The sequence below is a fragment of the Exiguobacterium sp. s140 genome (assembly GCF_018617035.1).
In the GTDB taxonomy this organism is placed as follows: domain Bacteria; phylum Bacillota; class Bacilli; order Exiguobacteriales; family Exiguobacteriaceae; genus Exiguobacterium; species Exiguobacterium profundum.
In genome coordinates this window covers 143,667-163,042 of record NZ_JACSJK010000005.1, presented here as the reverse complement: position 1 = coordinate 163,042, position 19,376 = coordinate 143,667, and the positions used below count along the sequence as shown (strand labels likewise).

Here is a 19,376-nt window from a genome sequence, read left to right as displayed (position 1 = left end):
GATGACAACCGTACTGAAATTTGGTGGCAGCTCCGTTGCCACAATCGAACAAATACAAGCCATTTCGGACTATTTACAGACACGTGTGGCGACCGGTGAAAAATTGGTCGTCGTCGTATCGGCGATGGGCAAAACGACAGATTCGCTCCTGTCGCTCGCCAAACAAATCACGGATCGCCCGATGATTCGCGAACTCGACCGGCTACTCGCCGTCGGGGAAGAACAGACAATTAGCCTACTCAGTATCGCCTTGAACTCGCAAGGCGTACCGGCCATCTCATTAACAGGACAGCAAGCGGGGATTGATACGATGGGCATTCATACGAAGAGCAAAATCAAAGCGATTCGGAAAGAAGTGTTACACGAGAAGTTGCGTCAATACGACGTCCTGATTGTCGCCGGATTCCAAGGCGTGAATGAAGCGGGAGACGTCACGACCCTTGGGCGTGGCGGTTCGGACACGACAGCCGTCGCACTGGCGGCCGTCCTCAGTCAGCGTTGTGAAATTTATACGGACGTCGCGGGTGTCTATACGACGGACCCACGAATCCATCCGACGGCGAAACGGCTTGATACGGTCTCCTATGACGAGATGATGGAGATGAGTGCACTCGGTTCAAAAGTGATGGAGATGCGAAGCGTGGAGCTCGCAAAGAAATATGACGTCAATATTTTTGTTGGGAAGACGCTTTCGAGCGAAGGAGGAACATGGATCATGGATACGACGCAAGCGATGGAACAGAAAGCAGTCACGAGTGTGAGTGTCGTCAAGAACGTACTCAGTGTCTCAATCAAACATATTCCGCATACGGCGGCGGGAGTCGCAGACATCTTTGAACGATTGTCAGAGCGACACGTCAACATCGATATGATTTCACAGACGGCATTCGACGGTGAAGTGTTCCTCTCGTTCACATGTCCGCTCGATGAAGAGGCATTTTTAGAAGAGGCACTCGCGGAGTTGACAGCGACCTTGCCTCAAATCAAAATCGATCGTCACACGGAACATGCAAAAATTTCGGTCGTCGGAATCGGCATGCGAGACGCGACAGGCGTCGCATCAGAGCTCTTCGCGACATTCCGTGAGATGGGGATTCCATTCTATCAAGTCACGACGTCTGAAATCAGTATTTCCTATACGATTCAAGAACAAGACGTAGAAGCGGCAGTCGCAGCCATTGCGGCCCGGTTCCACTTATAAGGGGGTAGCATAATGTATAACGTAGCAGTCGTCGGTGCGACAGGTGCCGTCGGACAAAAAATGATTGACGTCTTAACAGAATATGAATTTCCAATCAGCGAGTTGAGACTCTATGCTTCAGCCCGCTCGGCAGGAAAGACGGTCGAGGTGAATGGGCAATCGATCATGATTCGTGAATTGACCGATGCGATTTATGCGGACCCGATCGATATCGCACTCTTCTCTGCAGGTGGCAGCATCAGTGAACAATATGCCCCTCGGTTGAGTGAGCAAGGAGTCATTGTCATCGATAATTCAAGTGCATTCCGAATGCAAGAAGGAATTCCACTCATCGTACCGGAAGTGAACCGAGTCGAACTCAGTCCGGAGAGAACGCTCATCGCGAACCCGAACTGTTCCACGATTCAATCGGTCGTGGCGCTCGCGCCTCTAGCGGAAGTATACGGACTGACACGCGTCGCCTACACATCGTATCAAGCGGTATCGGGATCGGGTCAAAAAGGGATCGATGACCTCGAGCGCGGTGCGCGCGGAGAGGAACCGACGAATTATCCGTATCCGATTTATGATAACGTGTTGCCGCACATCGATGTGTTTCTAGAAAATGGCTATACGAAAGAAGAACAGAAGATGATGGATGAGACACGTAAGATTTTAAATACGCCAAACCTCGGGGTGACGGCCACTTGTGTCCGAGTGCCGGTGCGAAACAGTCATGCGGTCTCAATCACGGTGTCGCTCGAGCGAGATGCGACGGTCGCAGAACTGAAAGCAGTCCTCGCCGATGCACCAGGGGTCGTGTTAATGGACAATCCATCCGAATTGACATATCCGACACCGCTCGATGCGAACGGGACGGATGAGGTGTATGTCGGACGAATTCGCCGAGACGATTCACAACCCAATACGTTCCATCTTTGGTGCGTTGCAGATAACGTCCGAAAAGGGGCGGCAGCGAATGCCGTTCAAATCGCGCAATGTATGATTAGTCAAACAGCGACGAAATAAGGAGGAGATGACATGTTCACAGGAGTGGCGACAGCACTAGCTACCCCATTTCAAGAAAATGGGCAGTTGAATCTAGAAGCATGGGCGGCATTAATTGAAGACCAAATCCAAGAAGGTGTGACGGGTCTCGTCATCGGTGGGACGACCGGCGAAGGGATGACAATCACTGATGACGAGTTTGAGACATTGCTCGTTCGAGCGGTGGAGGCCGCAAACGGTCGAGCCGTGATCATCGCGGGGACCGGTTCGAACAATACAGCAGTCAGTATTGAGAAAACGAAACGGGCCGCCGAACTTGGTGCGGAGATGGCGATGGTCGTCACACCGTACTATAACAAGTCGACACAGGCCGGGCTGATTGCTCACTTTACTGCGATTGCGGATGCGTCACCGATTCCGCTCATGCTCTACAATGTTCCGTCACGGACGGGTGTCGCCTTGACACCGGAAACGGTCGGTGAGCTCGCGGAACATCCGCGCATCACGGCCTTGAAAGAAGCGAGTGGGGATATCTCGGTCATGGCGCAGATGATGGCCCATATTCCGGAAGGGTTCACCGTTTACTGTGGAAATGACGATCAAATCTTGCCGTACATGGCTTGGGGCGCACAAGGGGTCGTCTCCGTTTTATCAAACGTCTATCCGGGAGCGACGGTCGCGTTGGCAGACGCCCTATTGGCGGGTGATTTGCAGACAGCACGTACGTGGCAAATTCGTTTACTCCCAGTCATCGATGAACTTTTCGCAGAAGTGAATCCGATTCCGGTGAAGGCAGCGCTTCAAGCGCGAGGATTTGAGGTCGGTGTGCCACGTCTGCCGCTCGTTCCAATGAGCGCGACGGCTGAGGCGAAATTACTATCGGCGATGGAACAATTCAATGAGGTGAGACAATGAATGTTCTCATCCATGGGTTTGGCGCAATGGGACGCATTGTCGAAGAGGTCGCTCATGCGCAAGGTGTAAACATAACGGCAATCGTCTCACCGGGAAGTGACGAGCACACGGCGACTCTGAATGAGGTGGACGTACCCGTCGATGTCGTGATCGACTTTTCGAACCCGGCGTTACTCCCTGATTTACTCGCGTTCGGACGGGAGCGCAATATTCCGCTCGTCATCGCGACGACCGGCTTCACACCGGATGAACTGGCCGAGATTGAAACGGCTTCACAAGACATCCCAATCTTCCAGTCTTACAACACCTCATACGGGATCGCGCTCTTGAAGCAGCTGCTCGACCAACTCGTCCCACTCACTCTCGGATATGATATTGAAGTGATTGAGGCACACCATCGGAAGAAAGTGGACGCACCAAGCGGGACGGCAGAATTATTGGCACGTGCCATCGAAGCGAAGCGTGACGTGACACCGATTTACGAACGAACGTCACGTCGGGAAGCGCGTGGAGCTGAAGAGTTAGGAATGCATTCCATTCGAGGTGGCACGATTTTCGGTGAGCATACCGTGCTCTTCGCCGGAGATGATGAAATGATTGAACTGAAACATACCGCGTTATCGAAACGCGTCTTTGCAAACGGGGCACTTGCCGCTGCGGCAACGATCATTGATCGCCCGGCAGGACTTTATAATCTATCGAACTTATACGAGGAGGCTACTCATGTTACTCACAAACGCTTATGAAATCGCACAATATATTAAAGATGCTAAGAAGGAAACACCAGTCAAGCTTTACGTCAACGGTCAATTGGCAGGTCTTGAAATCGAGGAGGCGAAAGCATTCGGAACGGATGAGTCGAAACTGTTCTTGACGACGGCAGAACGCGCTGCGGCATTTTTGGAAGCCAATGCATCGGTCATCACGGATTCACATCTTGAATACGACCGTCGCAACAGTGCCGTACCGATGCTTGATACGACACGACTCAATGCCCGAATCGAACCAGGCTCGTTCATCCGAGACCACGTCCAAATCGGAAACAACGCGGTTGTCATGATGGGAGCTGTCGTCAACATCGGAGCGGTCATCGGAGATGGTTCGATGGTCGACATGAACGCTGTCATCGGAGCGCGCGGAACGCTCGGGAAGAACGTTCACCTTGGCGCAGGTGCCGTGGTCGCAGGGGTTCTTGAGCCACCTTCAAAAGATCCGGTCATCATCGAGGATGGTGTCATGATTGGGGCGAACGCAGTCATCTTGGAAGGCGTTCGCGTCGGTGAAAATGCGGTTGTCGCGGCAGGCAGTGTCGTCACACAAGACGTACCTCCAGGCGTCGTCGTTGCGGGAACACCGGCACGAATCATCAAACAGAAAGATGAAAAAACTTCTGAAAAAACGCAACTTGTTGATGACTTACGCTCTCTCTAACGTATAATAGACAGAAAATATAAAAAATGAGGAATGGGAGAGTTGCATTATGGAACAGTATGGACAATGGATGTGGAAAGACGGGGCTTGGATTGAGCCGACTGACGCAAACACGAGTATCATGACACACGCGATTCATTACGGAAGCGGGTTCTTTGAAGGGATTCGCGCGTATCACACGGAGGAAGGTCCTGCTATCTTCCGGTTACGTGAACACTTGGAGCGACTTGTTCGCTCGTGTGCATACTACCACGTCACGCTACCGTATACGGTAGATGAACTCGAACAAGCCACGATGGAATTGATTGAGCGAAACGGATTTGAAGCATGCTACATCCGTCCGTTCGTCTTCCTTGGAACACCATGGCAAGCACTTATGCCGACTGCTGAGACGAAGGTACATGTTGCCATCTCGTGTTGGCCGCTCGGTGAATACTTCAACAAGACGGTCGGGATTCGAGCGAAAGTGGCCTCGTATCGCCGCGTGTCTTCTACAATGATGCCAATGCAAGCCAAAGCGGCATCGAACTATATGAACTCACAGTTACTAAAAGGAGAGGCGCTCCGTGACGGATTCGACGAAGCGATTGCTCTTGATATGAACGGAAACGTCAGTGAGGCGAGTGTCGCGAACATCTTTCTCGTGAAAGGAAAAACGATTACGACACCGTCCCTTGACTGTTCTGTACTCGATGGCATCACACGTCAAACGGTGATGCAATTGGCTCGCGAGGCCGGCTATGAAATCGTCGAGCGCCATATCGGACGCGATGAGCTCTATGTGGCTGATGAAATCTTCTTAACGGGAACGGCAGCCGAGGTGACGAGCGTCATCGAGGTCGACCATATCTCGATTGGTGGAGGTGTCCAGACGGTTGCGACAGAAATGTTGACACGCTATCGTGAAGCCGTAACAGGACAGCTTCCAGAACATCGCGATTGGATCACGTTCGTGAAATCAGCAGTAAAAGAGTAAAGGAGTTTTGCACGATGGGAGTCACAATTGACTTAAATGCGATTCGCGAAAACAAACGCCGGATTGAAGCGCTCGGGCGCCCTGTGTTTGCGGTCGTGAAAAACAATGCCTATAACCTAGGAATGGAGCCAGTTGTGACGACTTTGTATGATGAAGGGGTCCGTCACTTCATGGTGACCACGTTAGAAGAAGCGCTCGAAGTACGAACGCATGCGGAGTCGGCTCGCGTCCTCGTCATGAATCCGGTATATACGTGGGAACACGTGCATGCCCATGATTTTGACGTCGCAATCGGCTCGTATGAATGGCTCGTCTCGCAGCGTGAGCATCTCGATGGCGTTCGCCTTCATTTGAAATTAGACGTCGGCATGAACCGATTCGGTGCCAAAACGTTTGAAGAAGCGCTACAAATCGTTGCCTTCTGCCAAAATGAAGGATTGAACCTTGTCGGACTATGTACACATTTTCCGCTCGCGGATGCGGACAATGCCGAAGTCGAGCATAGCGTCCAAGTCGAACGCTTTGCCGACTGGTCGACACGTTTGATGGAACGTCATACGTTTGAACTGATCCATGCGGCAAATAGTGCGGCCACGCTTCAAGACGACTCGCGCTTGCACCATTGCACACATGTGCGTGTCGGTATTTTCTTATACGGTTATTCGTCGGTTGAGCCGGTTGAGTGGCTCGTACCTGCGTTTTATTGGGAGACAGAAGTGGTTGCCGTCCACGACATCGAAGCGGGGGCTCATGTCGGGTATGGAACGGGATATACCGCGGAATCGAAAGAACGGATTGCTGTCTTACCTGTCGGATATGGGGATGGATTGATGCGGGCGAGACGTCACTTGCCTGTTCACATCGCGGGGAAAGCATACCCGTTCATCAGTAACATCTTTATGAGCCATAGCTTCATCAAAGTCGACGAAGACGTACAAATCGGCGACCGCGTCGCATTATATGGGATCGAGACGAAAATCGATGACGTGACACGTGTTGGCTATGCCAACAACTCAGAACAGCTCTGTGCCCGTTCGTGGCGTGTCCCACATCGCTTTGAAGGAGGAATTGTATGTACACCACCAATCAATCAGAATGTTTGATCGAAGGCGTGTCCGTCCGTGAACTTCAAGCGACGTACGGGACACCTTTATACATCATGAGTGAGCCAGAACTAGAGCGTCGCCTTGGAATTGTCCAGAATGCGTTTCTAGATAAGTATCCGAACACGTATGCGTTATACGCGTCAAAAGCATTATCGATTGCGGCCGTTTATGAAAAAGTGATGGCCGCAGGGTTAAGTGTCGATGTCGTCTCAAGGGGTGAGATGTACGTAGCACTGCATGCCGGTGTACCGGCGGAGCGCATTCACGTTCATGGATCGAACAAGACGATTCTTGACATCACGTATGCTCTCGAACAGGGGATTACACACTTTACCATCGACAATATGCGGGAGATCAGCCTCTTGTCAGGACTTGCGGCTGAATACAATCGCGAAGTCGATGTGCTTCTCCGCATTGTGCCTCAAGTTGTCGGGGGTGCCCATGCGGCGATACAAACGGGTGGGGTTGATACAAAATTCGGTTTCCCGACGCATGACGACACGTATTTAGACGCGATTCGTGCAACATTAGAAGCCGAGCACTTACAGTTGAAGGGAATCCATTGTCACGTCGGTTCTCAAATTCAAGATCCGACCCTCTTCATCAACACGGTGAAGACGATGGTGCGCTTCATGGATACGATTCGTCAGGAAACCGGCTATACGACGGACGTCTTGAACATCGGTGGGGGATTCGGCGTCGCTTACTTGGATGAAGACGAATATCTCGATTTTGCCCAGACGATGGAGCAAGTGATGGAGACGTTGGTCGAGGAGGTCGAGGCACGTGAATTGCCACTTCCGAAAATCGGGATTGAGCCGGGACGTTGGCTCGTCGCCAATGCGGGTGCCACGCTTTATGAGGTGGGGACCGTCAAAGAAGTGAGTGGCGTTCGTACATTCGTGTCTGTCGATGGCGGGATGACGGACAATATCCGTCCGGCATTGTATGACGCGGAGTATGAGGTCGTGGCAGCGACTCGGATGAATGAAGAGAAGACGCTCGAGGCAAAAATAGTCGGAGCGTGCTGTGAGTCGGGAGACATCATCTCGAACCGCTCATTGATCCCCCCTGTCACACCAGGTGATTTATTACTTGTCAAAGCAACAGGAGCGTACAATTTCTCCATGGCGAGCAACTATAACCAGATGCTTCGTCCAGCTGTTGTCTTCGTGAAGGACGGGGCACATCGACTTGTCGTTCGTCGCCAAACGTTTGAAGACTTGGTGGCATGTGAGGTCATTGGACAATCAACGTAAGACTGCAGAGCAATCTGTAGTCTTTTTTCGATTTTGAAATGAGAACGTTTTTCAATTATGATAGAGAAGAGAAAAAAAGGGGAAGTGACGGTCATGACAAAGACAGCAGCACAAAAGTTAATTGAAGAAAGACGTACGGTCCGTATGTTCAAAGAAGAACCAATCGATACGAAAGTGCTCTATGAAGTGTTGCAATCGGCACATCATGCACCATTTCACAATAAAGTCGAGCCGTGGAACGTGTATGTGTTCAATGGGGACGGGAAGCAAGTGTTACTCGATGCGCTCGAACCAGCCTTCTCGGAGGCGTCAGAGGGGCAACGCGAAAAGGTGACGGGGCGAATTTTAAATGCGGCGGCCTGTATGTATGTGACGGCAAAACATTTTGAAACGGACAAAGGGAATCGTGACGCGTTACTCGCGACGGCGACATTCATTCAAAATGTTCAGCTGCTCTTAAGTGAACGTGAGATCGGGATGGTCTGGCGTACGGGTGGACTGTTCGATGATGCACGGTTGAAGGAAATGATTGGGGCGGAAGGGGAGACGTTTATCGGTCTCCTGCAAATCGGGAAATATGACACAGAAGATATCCCTACACCGAAAGCGCGACAACCGATTGATTCGCATCTCATCATGTTTGAATAATAAAAAGCGAGCGATGGGGAATCCCTTCGCTCGCTTGCTGTATATATCTGAGTTATCGCTTTATTTTTGTTGCGAGCCAATCTTGAATCACAGTCGTTGGAATCATCCAGTCGTTCCTCCATTTTTAGAATCTTCTTCTCTACTATTATCCAAATGCATACGTTCCCAAACCTCTCGATGTGCGCCATGAAGGGCATCATCGAATGAATCATCGATATGAAGACCATAACTTGGATTGATGGATGTGGCATACAGGTCTAGCATGAGTTGATCATGGTTCGGATACATAGAGTGGGCTCCTTTCAATACATCAGCTTGGTTACACCTTCAGTATACAAAGGAACTATGAAGAAAATTCGAGAGAAACGTTAACATTTTATGAATCTTGTAAACGCTTTCACAATTGTTGGATTTCGCGAACTGGAACGCACGACTGCTTATATTGTTCGGCACGCTTGGCATATTTCTTTACCGTTCTCTCCATGATAAAACGATCTTCATCGTTTAATGGACGAACGACTTTTGCTGGGACGCCCATGACCATCACCCCTTCAGGAATCTGCATGTTCGGTGTGACGAGCGCACCGGCAGCGACAAAGGACCCTTTTCCAATCTTCGCCCCATCGAGTACGGTAGCGTGCATGCCAATCAAGCAGTCTTCTTCAATCTCACAGCCGTGAATCATCGCCATATGACCAATCGAGACACGATCATGAATGATTGTCGGTGAGCCTTCATATTGGTGGATCATCGAACCATCTTGAATGTTGACGTAAGAACCGATTTGAATGGGTCCTTCGTCTCCACGGATGACGGTATTGAACCATACTCCCGAGTGCGCGCCGATGGTCACATCTCCAATCACATGTGCCCCTGGTGCGAGATAAGTCGTCGGGTCGACTTTTGGTGTCAACTCTCCTAATTTGTATTGCATCGTTGTAACCCCTTTCAGACGGATATGTTATCATTGTCGCACAACTTGAAAAAGAAATTGCAACGAAAAGAATATTCTTGGTAAGATAGTTAAAATACGTTGAATAAGGAGATCGAAAGATGGAGAAACAACATTTGATTGACATCGCCGCAAAGAAAAAGAAAGCGGCCGTCGTCTTTAAAGACGTCGCAGTGATTGACGTGTACAGTCGTGAGACGATTCGTACAGACGTCGCCATCGACGGGGGATATATCGTGGCTATTGGGGATGGGTACGATGGGGAGGTCGAGTATCACGATCCGACGTGGACGCTTGCGCCGTCCTTTATCGATTCCCACGTCCATATCGAGTCATCGATGGTCCCACCGCATGAGTTTGCGAAAGCGGTCTTGCCACTTGGCGTCACGACCGTGATTGCCGATCCACATGAGATTGCGAATGTGAACGGAGCACTCGGGATTGAGTACATGTTAGCAGATGCGAAAGGACTTCCACTCGACGTCCGCATGATGCTTCCGAGTTGTGTACCGGCGACACCGTTCGAACATGCAGGTGCTAAACTGTATGCAGAAGATTTGGCCCCGTTTTTAGGAGATCCAGGAGTGCATGGACTAGGCGAGGTCATGGATTATCCTTCGGTTGAAGCCGGAAGTGAAGACATGCTTCAAAAAATCGCACAGACGGAACAAGCGGGTAAAGTGGTCGACGGACACGCATCGGGACTTGGCCCAGACCAATTGAACGTCTATCGTTCTGCAGGAATCATGACGGATCATGAATGTACGACTGCGGAAGAGGCGATTGAACGAGTGCGACGTGGATTCTACGTTCAAATTCGGGAAGGGTCCGTTGCTCGAAACGTGGAGAAGGTGAGCCTAGCCGTTACGGAAAGCAATGCCCACCGCTTCCTTTTCTGTACGGATGATAAGCATTTGGATGACTTGGTCGCGGAAGGTGGAATCGACTACAACATCCGTACCGCCATCAAGCAAGGGGTTAAGCCGGAAACGGCCTATGCCATCGCAAGTCTACATGCCGCAGAGGCCTATGGATTAAAAGAGGTCGGGGCCATTGCACCTGGTAAGAAGGCGAACTTCGTTATCTTGTCAGACGTCGAATCGGTAAAAATCGAACAAGTCTATGTGAATGGTACGCTCGTTGCGGAGAAGGGGAATGCGACGTTTGAATCGGAAGGGATTGAAGTGCCAAAACCGATGAAAGGTGAGCTCGCTTTACCCGAATTGACCGCCGAGTCGTTCCGACTTGCCGCAAGTGAAGAAGAAATCGATGTCATTCAAGTGCTTCCGAACAGCTTGTTGACGAAACGACAGCGTCTCACGTTCCAACCAGACGCATCAGGCGCAGATTTATCGCAGGATATCGCGACGCTTGCCGTCATCGAACGCCATCACGGGACAGGCCATATGGCTCTTGCCCCGGTAACGGGATTCGGCTTGAAACGAGGTGCCCTAGCAGCCACGGTTGCCCATGACAGCCATAACTTGGTCGTCGCCGGGGTCAGCCCGGAAGACATGTTGCTCGCGGCGAGAACGCTTGAAAAAGTAGGGGGAGGGGTCGTCGCCGTATCGGAAGGAGAAGTGCTTGCCGTCCTTCCGCTCGAGATTGGTGGACTGATGACGAAGCGACCATATCGTGAAGTGGCAGAGATTCTGGAACAGCTGAATGATGCGCTAGATGTCGTGGGAGCCCATCGTCATTTCAATCCGTATTTGACGATGTCCTTCCTCGCCTTACCGGTCATTCCTGACTTGAAATTGACCGATATGGGATTGTTCGACGTGACCACGTTCTCATTCATCAACGCTTGACTCGGTCTAACGTATGATTTTTGTTAAGAACCGCCGATAACGATTGAATGCGTGACGGGAAGTTGGTATAGTTACGTCAAGTTTCATCGGGTCAACATTGAAAGGGGGGATATTACAGATGGAACAAGTTGCTTACAATCGGTCGTATGATGAACATGAGGAATTGATCAATTCTGTATATCGTGCTTTCAAGGACCGATGCGAAGAACTACCAGAAGAAACACAGACAAAACGTCGTTTACGACGACTTATTTTCTCTACGATTAAAGAACAGACGAAGTCTCACGCTGACCGATTCGTGTTGTATCACTTCTTCAACGATTTCTTTAAAGCGGTGGAAACGAATGACCAAGAAGCACTCGCTGTCTTGAAGCGAATCATTCGTGATGAAAAAAACTATTGATATGTGACACCAACCTGTGATAATTTAGACGTAACTTTAAATGAATATTCGTGCTATCGATGAGGTAGAGGTGCGATGCTGATGAGTAAGTAGTCGGAGGATGACAACGATGAGGACTACAAAAAGGCAGGATCGCCGAAGTGCAACACCATGTCCGTGGGGTTGTGCTGGGCTGACGGGAAATACCCGTCGGACTGCCATACATATTTACGTATGGAGCGCTCCAAGTCGGCTAAGAAAGACGGAACATCCAGCGAGGGTGTCGGCTTTGTTGCCGATGCCCTCGCTTTGCGTTTTTTTAAGCATAGGGGGGCCTCATCCTAATAAAAAAGGAGGAATTCAGCATGGTAGATTATTCAACATCGGTACTCTCACTCGTACCGGCATTACTTGCAATTATTATGGCAATCACAACACGAAAGGTCATCCCATCACTCGGTGTCGGGATCATCGCAGGAGTCCTTCTCTTGCATAGTTTCAATCCAATTGATTCGATTCAATATTTGTGGTCGAACGTCATCGCCTTATTCTGGGCGGATGGAGCCATCAATGAATGGAACGTCTTGTTGATTGCGTTCTTGCTCCTTCTCGGGATTTTATCGTCAATCATTCAAACGTCAGGTGGCGCACGCGCATTTGGTGAATGGGCTGCGGCGAACGTCAAGACAGCACGCGGTGCACGTCTCGTCTCATTCGGACTTGGTATTTTGATTTTTATCGATGACTACTTCAATAGCTTGGCGGTCGGAAACATCAGTCGTCCACTCACAGACCGTAAAAACATCTCACGTGCAAAACTGGCTTACATGATTGACTCAACGGCAGCACCTGTCTGTGTCATCAGCCCGCTTTCAAGTTGGGGTGCATATATCATCGCCATCATCGCAGGTATTTTGGCAAAATACTCGATTGACAGCTATTCGTCATTCTCTGCATTCATTCAAATCATCCCAATGAACTTCTATGCCGTCTTCGCACTACTCTTGACAGCATATGTGGCATTCACTGGACTTGCCATCGGACCGATGCGCACGCACGAACTTCGTGCCCTCCAAGGGGAGTTGTATGATTCGGCAAAAGGAAAGCCGATGGGAATGAGCGAAGATTTACACGAGCACGAAGGTGGAAAAGTACGTGATTTGATCGTACCAATTATCACGCTTATCATCGCGACAGTGTCAGCGATGCTTTACACGGGTGGTCAAGCGCTCGCGGCTGACGGTCAAGACTTCTCGTTGATTGGAGCCTTCGAATCGACAGACGTGACACGCTCACTCGTTGCGGGTGTTGTCATCAGTTTGATTGTCGCATTCTTGCTTCTCATTGGTCGTAAAATCCCAACACGTGACTATGGAAAAGCGGCATGGGAAGGCGTTCGTGCCATGTGGCCGGCTGTCTTGATTCTCTTGTTTGCTTGGACAATCATTGCGGTCATCAGCGACATGAAGACTGGTGAATACTTGGCGAGCTTCGTGACAGATACAATCGCTGCATCTTACTTGCCACTCCTTCTCTTCTTGATTGCCGGAATCATGGCATTCTCGACAGGAACGAGCTGGGGAACATTTGGTTTGATGCTTCCAATCGGTGCCGACTTGATCATGGCCGTTGAACCAGAACTCCTTCTCGCGTCACTTGCGGCTGTATTGGCCGGAGCGGTGTTCGGTGACCACTGTTCACCAATTTCCGATACAACGATTCTCAGCTCAACAGGAGCGGGCTCACACCATATCGACCACGTGGTGACACAATTGCCGTACGCTATTCTTGCAGCGGTTGTCTCGGCGATCGGTTACTTGGTGCTCGGGATTACAGCGTCGATTTGGATCGGATTCTTCGCTGCATTGATTTCGTTTATCGTATTGGTTGGAATCGCAGAAGTGATTTCAAAACGTGGGAAAGTACCTGCAGAACTCCGTGCGAAGCGTGAGGCTTAATACACGAAAATGACTTCCATCGATTTGATGGAAGTCATTTTTTATGTGCGGTCGTCACTGCATAAGTGAGACGGTCGAGTAGTTTACCGAGAATGAACCAAAAGAGAACTATGATGTACAGTGATAGGCTGTGGTAATGGAGATGAATGACGTACAAAGAAAACCAAGGTGTCTCGAGCAACCAAAATGGAGGCGAAGTAGATGTGCTTGTCATCCAATCCAGATACATTCATGATGCAGATCGTGACAGCTAATAAGGTGAACCGCAGTGTCAAACTCTTTATAGAGAGACTTTCACGACAGAAAAACCTCCCTGGTCCATGTAGGAATCAAGGAGGTTACAATCATTATTTCACGTCAAGCCACTTGAAACTTGCATCGGCACCGAACGGGTGACGGTACATGTTCTCGATGTTTGAACGCTCTAAGTATGCCTCACCTTTTTGATAAATCGGAGCGATGGCAAAGTCTTCTTCGAGAAGGATGCGTTCTGCTTCTTGCATTGCTTCCCAACGTTTCATCTGATCGGCTTCTTTCTTCGCAGATTGAATCAACTGATCATATTCGTCATTCGAGTACTCCATACGGTTAAACGGTCCGTCTGTGACCCACATGTCGAGGTATGTCATCGGATCCTGATAGTCAGGGCCCCAACCAGCTGCAGAAACGTCATATTCGCCTTTCCCTTCAAGATCAAGGAAGTTTTTGAACGGTTGCTGTTTGATGTTAAGTGTCAAACCAGGCAAGTTCTTCTCAAGTTCGCCTTTGATGAACTCGTTCACTTTCTTGAATGCTTCTTCGTCACGTGAGAGGAACTCGAGTTCGATTGTTTCAACACCTAATTCTTCTAATCCTTTTTCCCATGCGGCTTTTGCTTCATCTACGTTGTAGTTGAGGAGGTCTGGATACTTCTCACGGAAGTCAGCTCCGTCTTCTGTGAACGTGAAGTCTTTCGCTACGATATAGTTCGCCGGTTGCGATCCGTCTGTTAAGATGACATCTGTCACACTCTGTTTGTCGAATCCTTTCGCAAGTGCTTCACGGATGTTGACGTTTTGGAGCGCTTCGTTCTTTTGGTTGAAACGAAGGAAGTTGATTCGAGCATCGGCACGCGTTTTGAACTCGTCGCTGTCTTCGAATTGCGGAACGAATTCAGAAGAGAGGAGCGTGTAGTCCGCTTCACCCGACTCGAACAAGTTGACCCCAGTCGATACGTCTTTTACGACTTTGACGTTGATCGTGTCCATCTTGACGTTTTCAGCATCCCAATATTCAGGGTTCTTCTTGTAAACCCATCCTGCATTGTCTTGCCACTCGCTCAAGACGTAAGGTCCATTATAGAGTGTCTTGTCGACAGATGTTGCGAACTCTTCGCCTTGCTCTTCGACGTACTCTTGTTTTTGCGGCATATATGTTGGGAATCCAGTCAAACCTAAGAAATAAGGGGCTGGTGCTTCCAATTGTACTTCAAGCGTTTTCTCGTCAATCGCTTTTGCGCCGAGGTCGTCGAGCGACATTTCACCCGCAAGGATTTTGTTGGCGTTTTTCAAGTCTTGAAGAATGTAGGCATACTCCGCACCTGTTTCAGGATTGAGGGCACGTTTCCAAGAGTAAACGAAGTCTTCAGCTGTAATTGGAGAACCGTCCGACCAGTTTGCGTCACGTAACTTGAACGTGTATGTAAGGCCGTCCTCAGATACTTCGACATCTTCGGCAATCCCCGGTGTCGGTTGGTTGTTCTCGTCTAGACGATACAATCCTTCGAACACGTTGTTTGTCACGATGACCGATGTCGAGTCTGTTGTCAGTGTCGGATCGAGCTGCGGCAAATCCGTCGCTGATACCATTGTGACTTCTTTTTTCGCATCGCTCGAAGATGAACCTTCTGAACTTGATGAGTCATCCCCTGTGCTACAAGCTGCCGTCGCCAATAATGCGACCCCCGATAACGCTAACCATTTTTTATTACGCATCATACAACCTCCCGAAAATTCTGATAATTTAGAATATGCTGTAATTAAACTACATCTAACATGAATATGCAATGGAATTTTTCAAATTATCCGAAAATATAAACTTGTTTAGAATGACTATGCAGCAATCCTTACAGGAAGTAGAATAGAAAAATCAACGAATGATTATACAATATTTTTGTATAGTTATTCGTATAGACAGAGTAGTAGTGGAGGCGTTAACTTGAAACAACATTCAGCCGGAATCGGCTTTTTCGGTCTTGCGGCAATGGTCGTCGGGACCATGATTGGTGGAGGTGCGTTTAACCTGCCTGGTGCCATGGCACAAGGGGCAGGGGTCGGACCAGTTTTAATTGGGTGGGGGATTACGGGTGTCGGCATGATTATGCTCGCCTTTGTCTTTCAGTTTTTAGCAAACACGCGGCCAGAGCTAGAAGGCGGAATTTACGCCTATGCCCGTGAAGGTTTCGGGAAGTTTGTCGGATTCAACAGCGGATGGGGGTACTGGATGTCGGCTTGGATTGGGACGGTAGCCAATATCACATTGATTTTCAGTACATTGGCTTATTTTTTTCCTATATTCTCAGCAGAACACCGACTGTTTCGCTTGTTCGTGAGTGTCGTTCTGATTTGGGGCTTATTTTGGCTCATTTCACGTGGGATGCGTGAAGCGGCACTTCTCAATATCGTGACAACGATTGCGAAACTCGTTCCGATTATCTTGTTTATCGTGTTGATTGTATTCGCATTTCAAATGGATACGTTCCAAGTCGATTTTTGGGGAGAAACAGGGTTTGTTTGGGCGGATGTGTTTCCACAAGTGAAGTCGACGATGCTCGTCACACTCTGGGCATTTGTCGGGATTGAGGGAGCGGTCGTATTGTCATCGCGCGCACGTCATAAAAAAGATGTCGGTCGTGCCACGGTCATTGGTCTGATTGGAACTTTATTGATATATATGATGATCTCCATCTTCTCGTTTGGTGTCATGACACAGGAACAACTCGCTGCGTTGCCTGAACCGTCGATGGCATATGTGTTAGAAGCGGTCGCCGGTCCGTTCGGCGCAACCTTGATTAACATCGGACTGCTCGTATCATTAACAGGCGCATTGCTCGGTTGGACGATTTTAGCGACGGAGATTTCGTACTTGGCGAGCCGGGATGGGGTGTTTCCAAAGGTGTTTCACCGTTTGAATGCGAATGAGACACCGGTGAACGCACTATTCATCACCCAAGCGTTCACCCAAGTCGTCACGGCCATCGCCTTGTTTTCAGAACAAACGTATCTCGTGCTTTCAAGCATCGCTGGAATCGCAGCACTCGTTCCTTATCTATTCTCGGCACTCTATGGATGGATGGAGGCGAAGCGGGCGACGTCGCTACGGATGATGGTCGTTTCCGGGGTTGCCTCGCTATACGCCGCCTGGTTACTCTATGCTTCAGGATTCGAGTATGTCTTGATTGCGATGATTCTATACGCCCCTGGCATCTTCGTCTTTCTTTTGGCAGAACGGGAACAAGGACGACCGTTCTTGACCCGTACCCAGTCGATGATTGCCTTGATTATTCTATTATGTGCGACCTATGGCATTTATGGACTTTGGACAGCCGCGATTGCCCTATAAGAAAACTCACCGGCGCCTCAAGCGTCCGGTGAGTTTTTTGATGATCGGAGTAATTGTTCGATTACACTTGGTGAAGCAGGTCTTGCGTATATATAGCCCTGGAAAGAATCGCAGTCTGTCGACTTTAAGTGTGCCAACATCTCTTCATCTTCCACTCCCTCTGCGACGACGTGGAGATTTAAGCTCTTCCCAAGATGGACGATGACATCGAGGAGATGAGATTTGGACGCCATCCAATCATCGAGAAAGACTTTGTCGATTTTGAGTTCATCGACCGGGAAGGACTTCAAATACTGTAAGGATGAAAAACCTGTCCCAAAATCGTCAATCGACAGTCGATAGTTCAAGCGCTTGATTTGTTCCATGCGTTCGATGATTTCATCGGTCTTTTGCATGACGAGACTTTCCGTGATTTCCAAGATGACGTCTGCTGGGTCGAGCTGGAGTTGTTGCTTGATGTTTCGTAACGTATTCAAAAAACTGTCACTCCGAAATTGATTAGGCGAAATGTTGATTGCCATCGAAAGCGGTTGATCGAACTCGGCTTTCCAGGCTTTCAGTTGTTTCGTTGCCTCTAAGATGACCCAGTTGTTGATGGGAACGATGAGTGCCATCTCTTCCGCGAGCGGAATGAACTCTGAAGGCGGGATTTGTCCGAGTTCTTCATGATGCCAACGAAGGAGTGCCTCAAAACCGATGAGACGGTCTGTGGCGAGTTCATACTTTGGCTGATATTCAAGATAAAAATGCTTTTCTTCAAGAGCTCGATACATCGCCTTCTCAATATGGATCTGTCTAGAGAAGGCAGCATCCATATCCTTTGTCACGAATTGAATCGTACCGACGCCAATCTGTTTCCCTTTGAAGAGGGCACTTTCAGCACGTGTATACAGTTCCTCGAGCGAACTTGCCGATGACGGATAAAACACGCATCCAATCGAAATCGATACCATGATGGAGTGATGGTAAATCCGGAACGGACGTTGCAGCTCGTGTTGTAGATGTCGAAGTACTTGGAACACTTCTTCCTTAGATTCCTCGAAGAACATGACACCGAACAGTCCGCCCGTAGGATGGAATAAAAGAGCGGATTCCGGAATGAGATGAAGTGCGCGCTCCTTGATTTGAATCAGGAGTTCGTTCCCGACACGAGAGCCGAATGATTCATTGATGATTTTGAAGCGGTCGATATCAAACAAGGCAATATGAAAGAGTCCTTCTCGCTCGTCGATTTGCTGAAGGATGGAGTCGTAACGACGTAAAAACCCTTTCTTATTATAAAGTCCGGTCAACTCATTTTGATAAGCGAGGGACTGGACTTCCTTTTCAAGGCGTTTCTTTTCCGACACATCAAATCCGAAGGCGGTATATTGAATCACTTCATTCTTCTCACTAACAATTGGTACGACAGTCAAGTTGAGCCAACACGGCTCTGACTCATGTTGCTTACAGGAGATCGGCATCTCGCCGTTCCAAACTCTATTCGTCGCTAGAGATTTTAAGACGTTACGCGAAATCTCGTCTTGGTCACTCGAATCATGGATGAGATTGAACCATTCGTGGCCGATTAGCTGTTGCTCCGTCGCATCGAGTAGACGGCATAACGAAGGATTGATGTCTACAATCTCGCCTTTCGCATTTGTCGCCAAGTAATGTGTGGACTGTTTGATCATCTCTTGAAAATGATGAAGTAGATTGAACTGTTCTGTACTGATGAGCGGTCCAAATCCTTTTGGGAGAAACGCTAAAAAATAACCATAGATCCCTTCGAGCGAAAAAGATTGCAGGTAGGCAGTCGCATAGATGACGGAGCCATCTTTATGTTGAAACGGCGTCATCGCCGTTGTCGAGAATGGATATTGAAGGAGGAGCGGAGACCATGTTTCGAGAGCATGATCTAATTGCCGGACGACCGGCAGCGGTTGATGGAGGACTTCGTCACGTTCCCAGCCGAATAAAACTTCGGCATGCGTATTCCATAATAGGACCGTACCATCTTGAGAAATATAACAACACGGAACAGATAAAGCATCGATGAATTCATCTACTGGTAAATCACGCAATGAAGCCACATCATTTCCTCCAATCTGTCATGCTAAATACATATTCTAATGTCAGTGTACCTGATTTTGCCAATTCAAGGAATGCTT

17 protein-coding genes and 1 riboswitch are annotated in these 19,376 nt (G+C 49.1%); of the genes, 13 read left to right on the top strand and 4 right to left on the bottom strand.

The window, feature by feature from the left end; all coding sequences use genetic code 11:
* Position 1 precedes the first annotated feature (1 nt).
* The 9 genes from KNO61_RS15485 (at position 2) to KNO61_RS15445 (ending at position 8,523) form a co-directional block, all read left to right on the top strand.
* Positions 2 to 1,201 carry an aspartate kinase gene (locus tag KNO61_RS15485; RefSeq protein ID WP_371816606.1) on the top strand — a complete coding sequence of 400 codons (1,200 nt, stop codon included), beginning with the start codon at positions 2 to 4 and terminating at the stop codon, positions 1,199 to 1,201.
* Positions 1,202 to 1,213: 12 nt separating this feature from the next.
* Complete coding sequence (locus KNO61_RS15480) at positions 1,214 to 2,209, top strand: aspartate-semialdehyde dehydrogenase (protein ID WP_214873808.1); 996 nt, start codon at positions 1,214 to 1,216, stop codon at positions 2,207 to 2,209.
* A 12-nt stretch (positions 2,210 to 2,221) separates the two neighbouring features.
* Complete coding sequence (gene dapA, locus KNO61_RS15475) at positions 2,222 to 3,103, top strand: 4-hydroxy-tetrahydrodipicolinate synthase (protein ID WP_214873806.1); 882 nt, start codon at positions 2,222 to 2,224, stop codon at positions 3,101 to 3,103.
* A complete protein-coding gene (gene dapB, locus KNO61_RS15470) occupies positions 3,100 to 3,849 on the top strand; it encodes a 4-hydroxy-tetrahydrodipicolinate reductase (protein ID WP_214873804.1) in 750 nt (249 codons plus the stop codon). The genes dapA and dapB overlap by 4 nt, the downstream gene beginning before the upstream one ends.
* The gene (gene dapD / locus KNO61_RS15465) at positions 3,827 to 4,534 is read left to right on the top strand and encodes a 2,3,4,5-tetrahydropyridine-2,6-dicarboxylate N-acetyltransferase (RefSeq protein ID WP_015880745.1); all 708 of its coding nucleotides are present in this window, start codon (positions 3,827 to 3,829) and stop codon (positions 4,532 to 4,534) included. The genes dapB and dapD overlap by 23 nt, the downstream gene beginning before the upstream one ends.
* Positions 4,535 to 4,583: 49 nt before the next feature.
* Positions 4,584 to 5,510 carry a branched-chain amino acid transaminase gene (locus tag KNO61_RS15460; RefSeq protein WP_031420950.1) on the top strand — a complete coding sequence of 309 codons (927 nt, stop codon included), beginning with the start codon at positions 4,584 to 4,586 and terminating at the stop codon, positions 5,508 to 5,510.
* Between the two features lie 14 nt (positions 5,511 to 5,524).
* The gene (alr, locus tag KNO61_RS15455; protein ID WP_214812734.1) at positions 5,525 to 6,613 is read left to right on the top strand and encodes an alanine racemase; all 1,089 of its coding nucleotides are present in this window, start codon (positions 5,525 to 5,527) and stop codon (positions 6,611 to 6,613) included.
* Entirely contained in the window at positions 6,583 to 7,875 is a 1,293-nt protein-coding gene (lysA, locus tag KNO61_RS15450) for a diaminopimelate decarboxylase (protein WP_214689095.1), read from the top strand. Before alr ends, lysA begins: the two co-directional genes overlap by 31 nt.
* Positions 7,876 to 7,968: 93 nt before the next feature.
* A complete protein-coding gene (locus tag KNO61_RS15445) occupies positions 7,969 to 8,523 on the top strand; it encodes a nitroreductase family protein (protein ID WP_236548967.1) in 555 nt (184 codons plus the stop codon).
* 102 nt (positions 8,524 to 8,625) lie between these two features.
* On the opposite strand, the gene KNO61_RS15440 is transcribed toward KNO61_RS15445, so the two are convergent.
* The gene (locus KNO61_RS15440; RefSeq protein WP_214685497.1) at positions 8,626 to 8,811 is read right to left on the bottom strand and encodes a hypothetical protein; all 186 of its coding nucleotides are present in this window, start codon (positions 8,809 to 8,811) and stop codon (positions 8,626 to 8,628) included.
* A 109-nt stretch (positions 8,812 to 8,920) separates the two neighbouring features.
* Positions 8,921 to 9,457 (bottom strand): gamma carbonic anhydrase family protein, encoded by a 537-nt coding sequence (locus KNO61_RS15435; protein ID WP_074037800.1) that lies wholly within the window; start codon positions 9,455 to 9,457, stop codon positions 8,921 to 8,923.
* A 119-nt stretch (positions 9,458 to 9,576) separates the two neighbouring features.
* Between KNO61_RS15435 and ade the strand changes: the two genes are divergently transcribed.
* The 3 genes from ade (at position 9,577) to KNO61_RS15420 (ending at position 13,626) form a co-directional block, all read left to right on the top strand.
* Positions 9,577 to 11,286, top strand: coding sequence for an adenine deaminase (ade, locus tag KNO61_RS15430; protein WP_214689099.1), 1,710 nt, complete (start codon positions 9,577 to 9,579; stop codon positions 11,284 to 11,286).
* Positions 11,287 to 11,404: 118 nt separating this feature from the next.
* Entirely contained in the window at positions 11,405 to 11,689 is a 285-nt protein-coding gene (locus tag KNO61_RS15425) for a hypothetical protein (RefSeq protein ID WP_015880753.1), read from the top strand.
* A 57-nt stretch (positions 11,690 to 11,746) separates the two neighbouring features.
* Positions 11,747 to 11,921, top strand: a riboswitch (Lysine riboswitch).
* A gap of 112 nt (positions 11,922 to 12,033) precedes the next feature.
* Positions 12,034 to 13,626 (top strand): Na+/H+ antiporter NhaC family protein, encoded by a 1,593-nt coding sequence (locus KNO61_RS15420; RefSeq protein WP_214873802.1) that lies wholly within the window; start codon positions 12,034 to 12,036, stop codon positions 13,624 to 13,626.
* Positions 13,627 to 13,973: 347 nt separating this feature from the next.
* On the opposite strand, the gene KNO61_RS15415 is transcribed toward KNO61_RS15420, so the two are convergent.
* Positions 13,974 to 15,599 (bottom strand): peptide ABC transporter substrate-binding protein, encoded by a 1,626-nt coding sequence (locus KNO61_RS15415; RefSeq protein ID WP_214685503.1) that lies wholly within the window; start codon positions 15,597 to 15,599, stop codon positions 13,974 to 13,976.
* A 223-nt stretch (positions 15,600 to 15,822) separates the two neighbouring features.
* On the opposite strand from KNO61_RS15415, the gene KNO61_RS15410 reads away from it, so the two are divergent.
* A complete protein-coding gene (locus KNO61_RS15410; protein WP_214685505.1) occupies positions 15,823 to 17,226 on the top strand; it encodes a basic amino acid/polyamine antiporter in 1,404 nt (467 codons plus the stop codon).
* A 17-nt stretch (positions 17,227 to 17,243) separates the two neighbouring features.
* Here KNO61_RS15410 and KNO61_RS15405 read toward each other — a convergent pair whose 3' ends face one another.
* A complete protein-coding gene (locus KNO61_RS15405; protein ID WP_214685507.1) occupies positions 17,244 to 19,298 on the bottom strand; it encodes an EAL domain-containing protein in 2,055 nt (684 codons plus the stop codon).
* Between the last annotated feature and the right edge of the window lie 78 nt (positions 19,299 to 19,376).

Excerpts from the sequence above, each read along its gene's own strand:
- ade (WP_214689099.1), top strand. The coding sequence starts at position 9,577 with ATGGAGAAACAACATTTGATTGACATCGCCGCAAAGAAAAAGAAAGCG.
- KNO61_RS15415 (WP_214685503.1), bottom strand. The coding sequence starts at position 15,599 with ATGCGTAATAAAAAATGGTTAGCGTTATCGGGGGTCGCATTATTGGCG.
- KNO61_RS15440 (WP_214685497.1), bottom strand. The coding sequence starts at position 8,811 with ATGTATCCGAACCATGATCAACTCATGCTAGACCTGTATGCCACATCC.
- alr (WP_214812734.1), top strand. The coding sequence starts at position 5,525 with ATGGGAGTCACAATTGACTTAAATGCGATTCGCGAAAACAAACGCCGG.
- KNO61_RS15460 (WP_031420950.1), top strand. The coding sequence starts at position 4,584 with ATGGAACAGTATGGACAATGGATGTGGAAAGACGGGGCTTGGATTGAG.
- KNO61_RS15420 (WP_214873802.1), top strand. The coding sequence starts at position 12,034 with ATGGTAGATTATTCAACATCGGTACTCTCACTCGTACCGGCATTACTT.
- KNO61_RS15435 (WP_074037800.1), bottom strand. The coding sequence starts at position 9,457 with ATGCAATACAAATTAGGAGAGTTGACACCAAAAGTCGACCCGACGACT.
- KNO61_RS15480 (WP_214873808.1), top strand. The coding sequence starts at position 1,214 with ATGTATAACGTAGCAGTCGTCGGTGCGACAGGTGCCGTCGGACAAAAA.
- KNO61_RS15485 (WP_371816606.1), top strand. The coding sequence starts at position 2 with ATGACAACCGTACTGAAATTTGGTGGCAGCTCCGTTGCCACAATCGAA.
- dapB (WP_214873804.1), top strand. The coding sequence starts at position 3,100 with ATGAATGTTCTCATCCATGGGTTTGGCGCAATGGGACGCATTGTCGAA.
- KNO61_RS15445 (WP_236548967.1), top strand. The coding sequence starts at position 7,969 with ATGACAAAGACAGCAGCACAAAAGTTAATTGAAGAAAGACGTACGGTC.
- lysA (WP_214689095.1), top strand. The coding sequence starts at position 6,583 with ATGTACACCACCAATCAATCAGAATGTTTGATCGAAGGCGTGTCCGTC.
- KNO61_RS15425 (WP_015880753.1), top strand. The coding sequence starts at position 11,405 with ATGGAACAAGTTGCTTACAATCGGTCGTATGATGAACATGAGGAATTG.
- dapA (WP_214873806.1), top strand. The coding sequence starts at position 2,222 with ATGTTCACAGGAGTGGCGACAGCACTAGCTACCCCATTTCAAGAAAAT.
- dapD (WP_015880745.1), top strand. The coding sequence starts at position 3,827 with ATGTTACTCACAAACGCTTATGAAATCGCACAATATATTAAAGATGCT.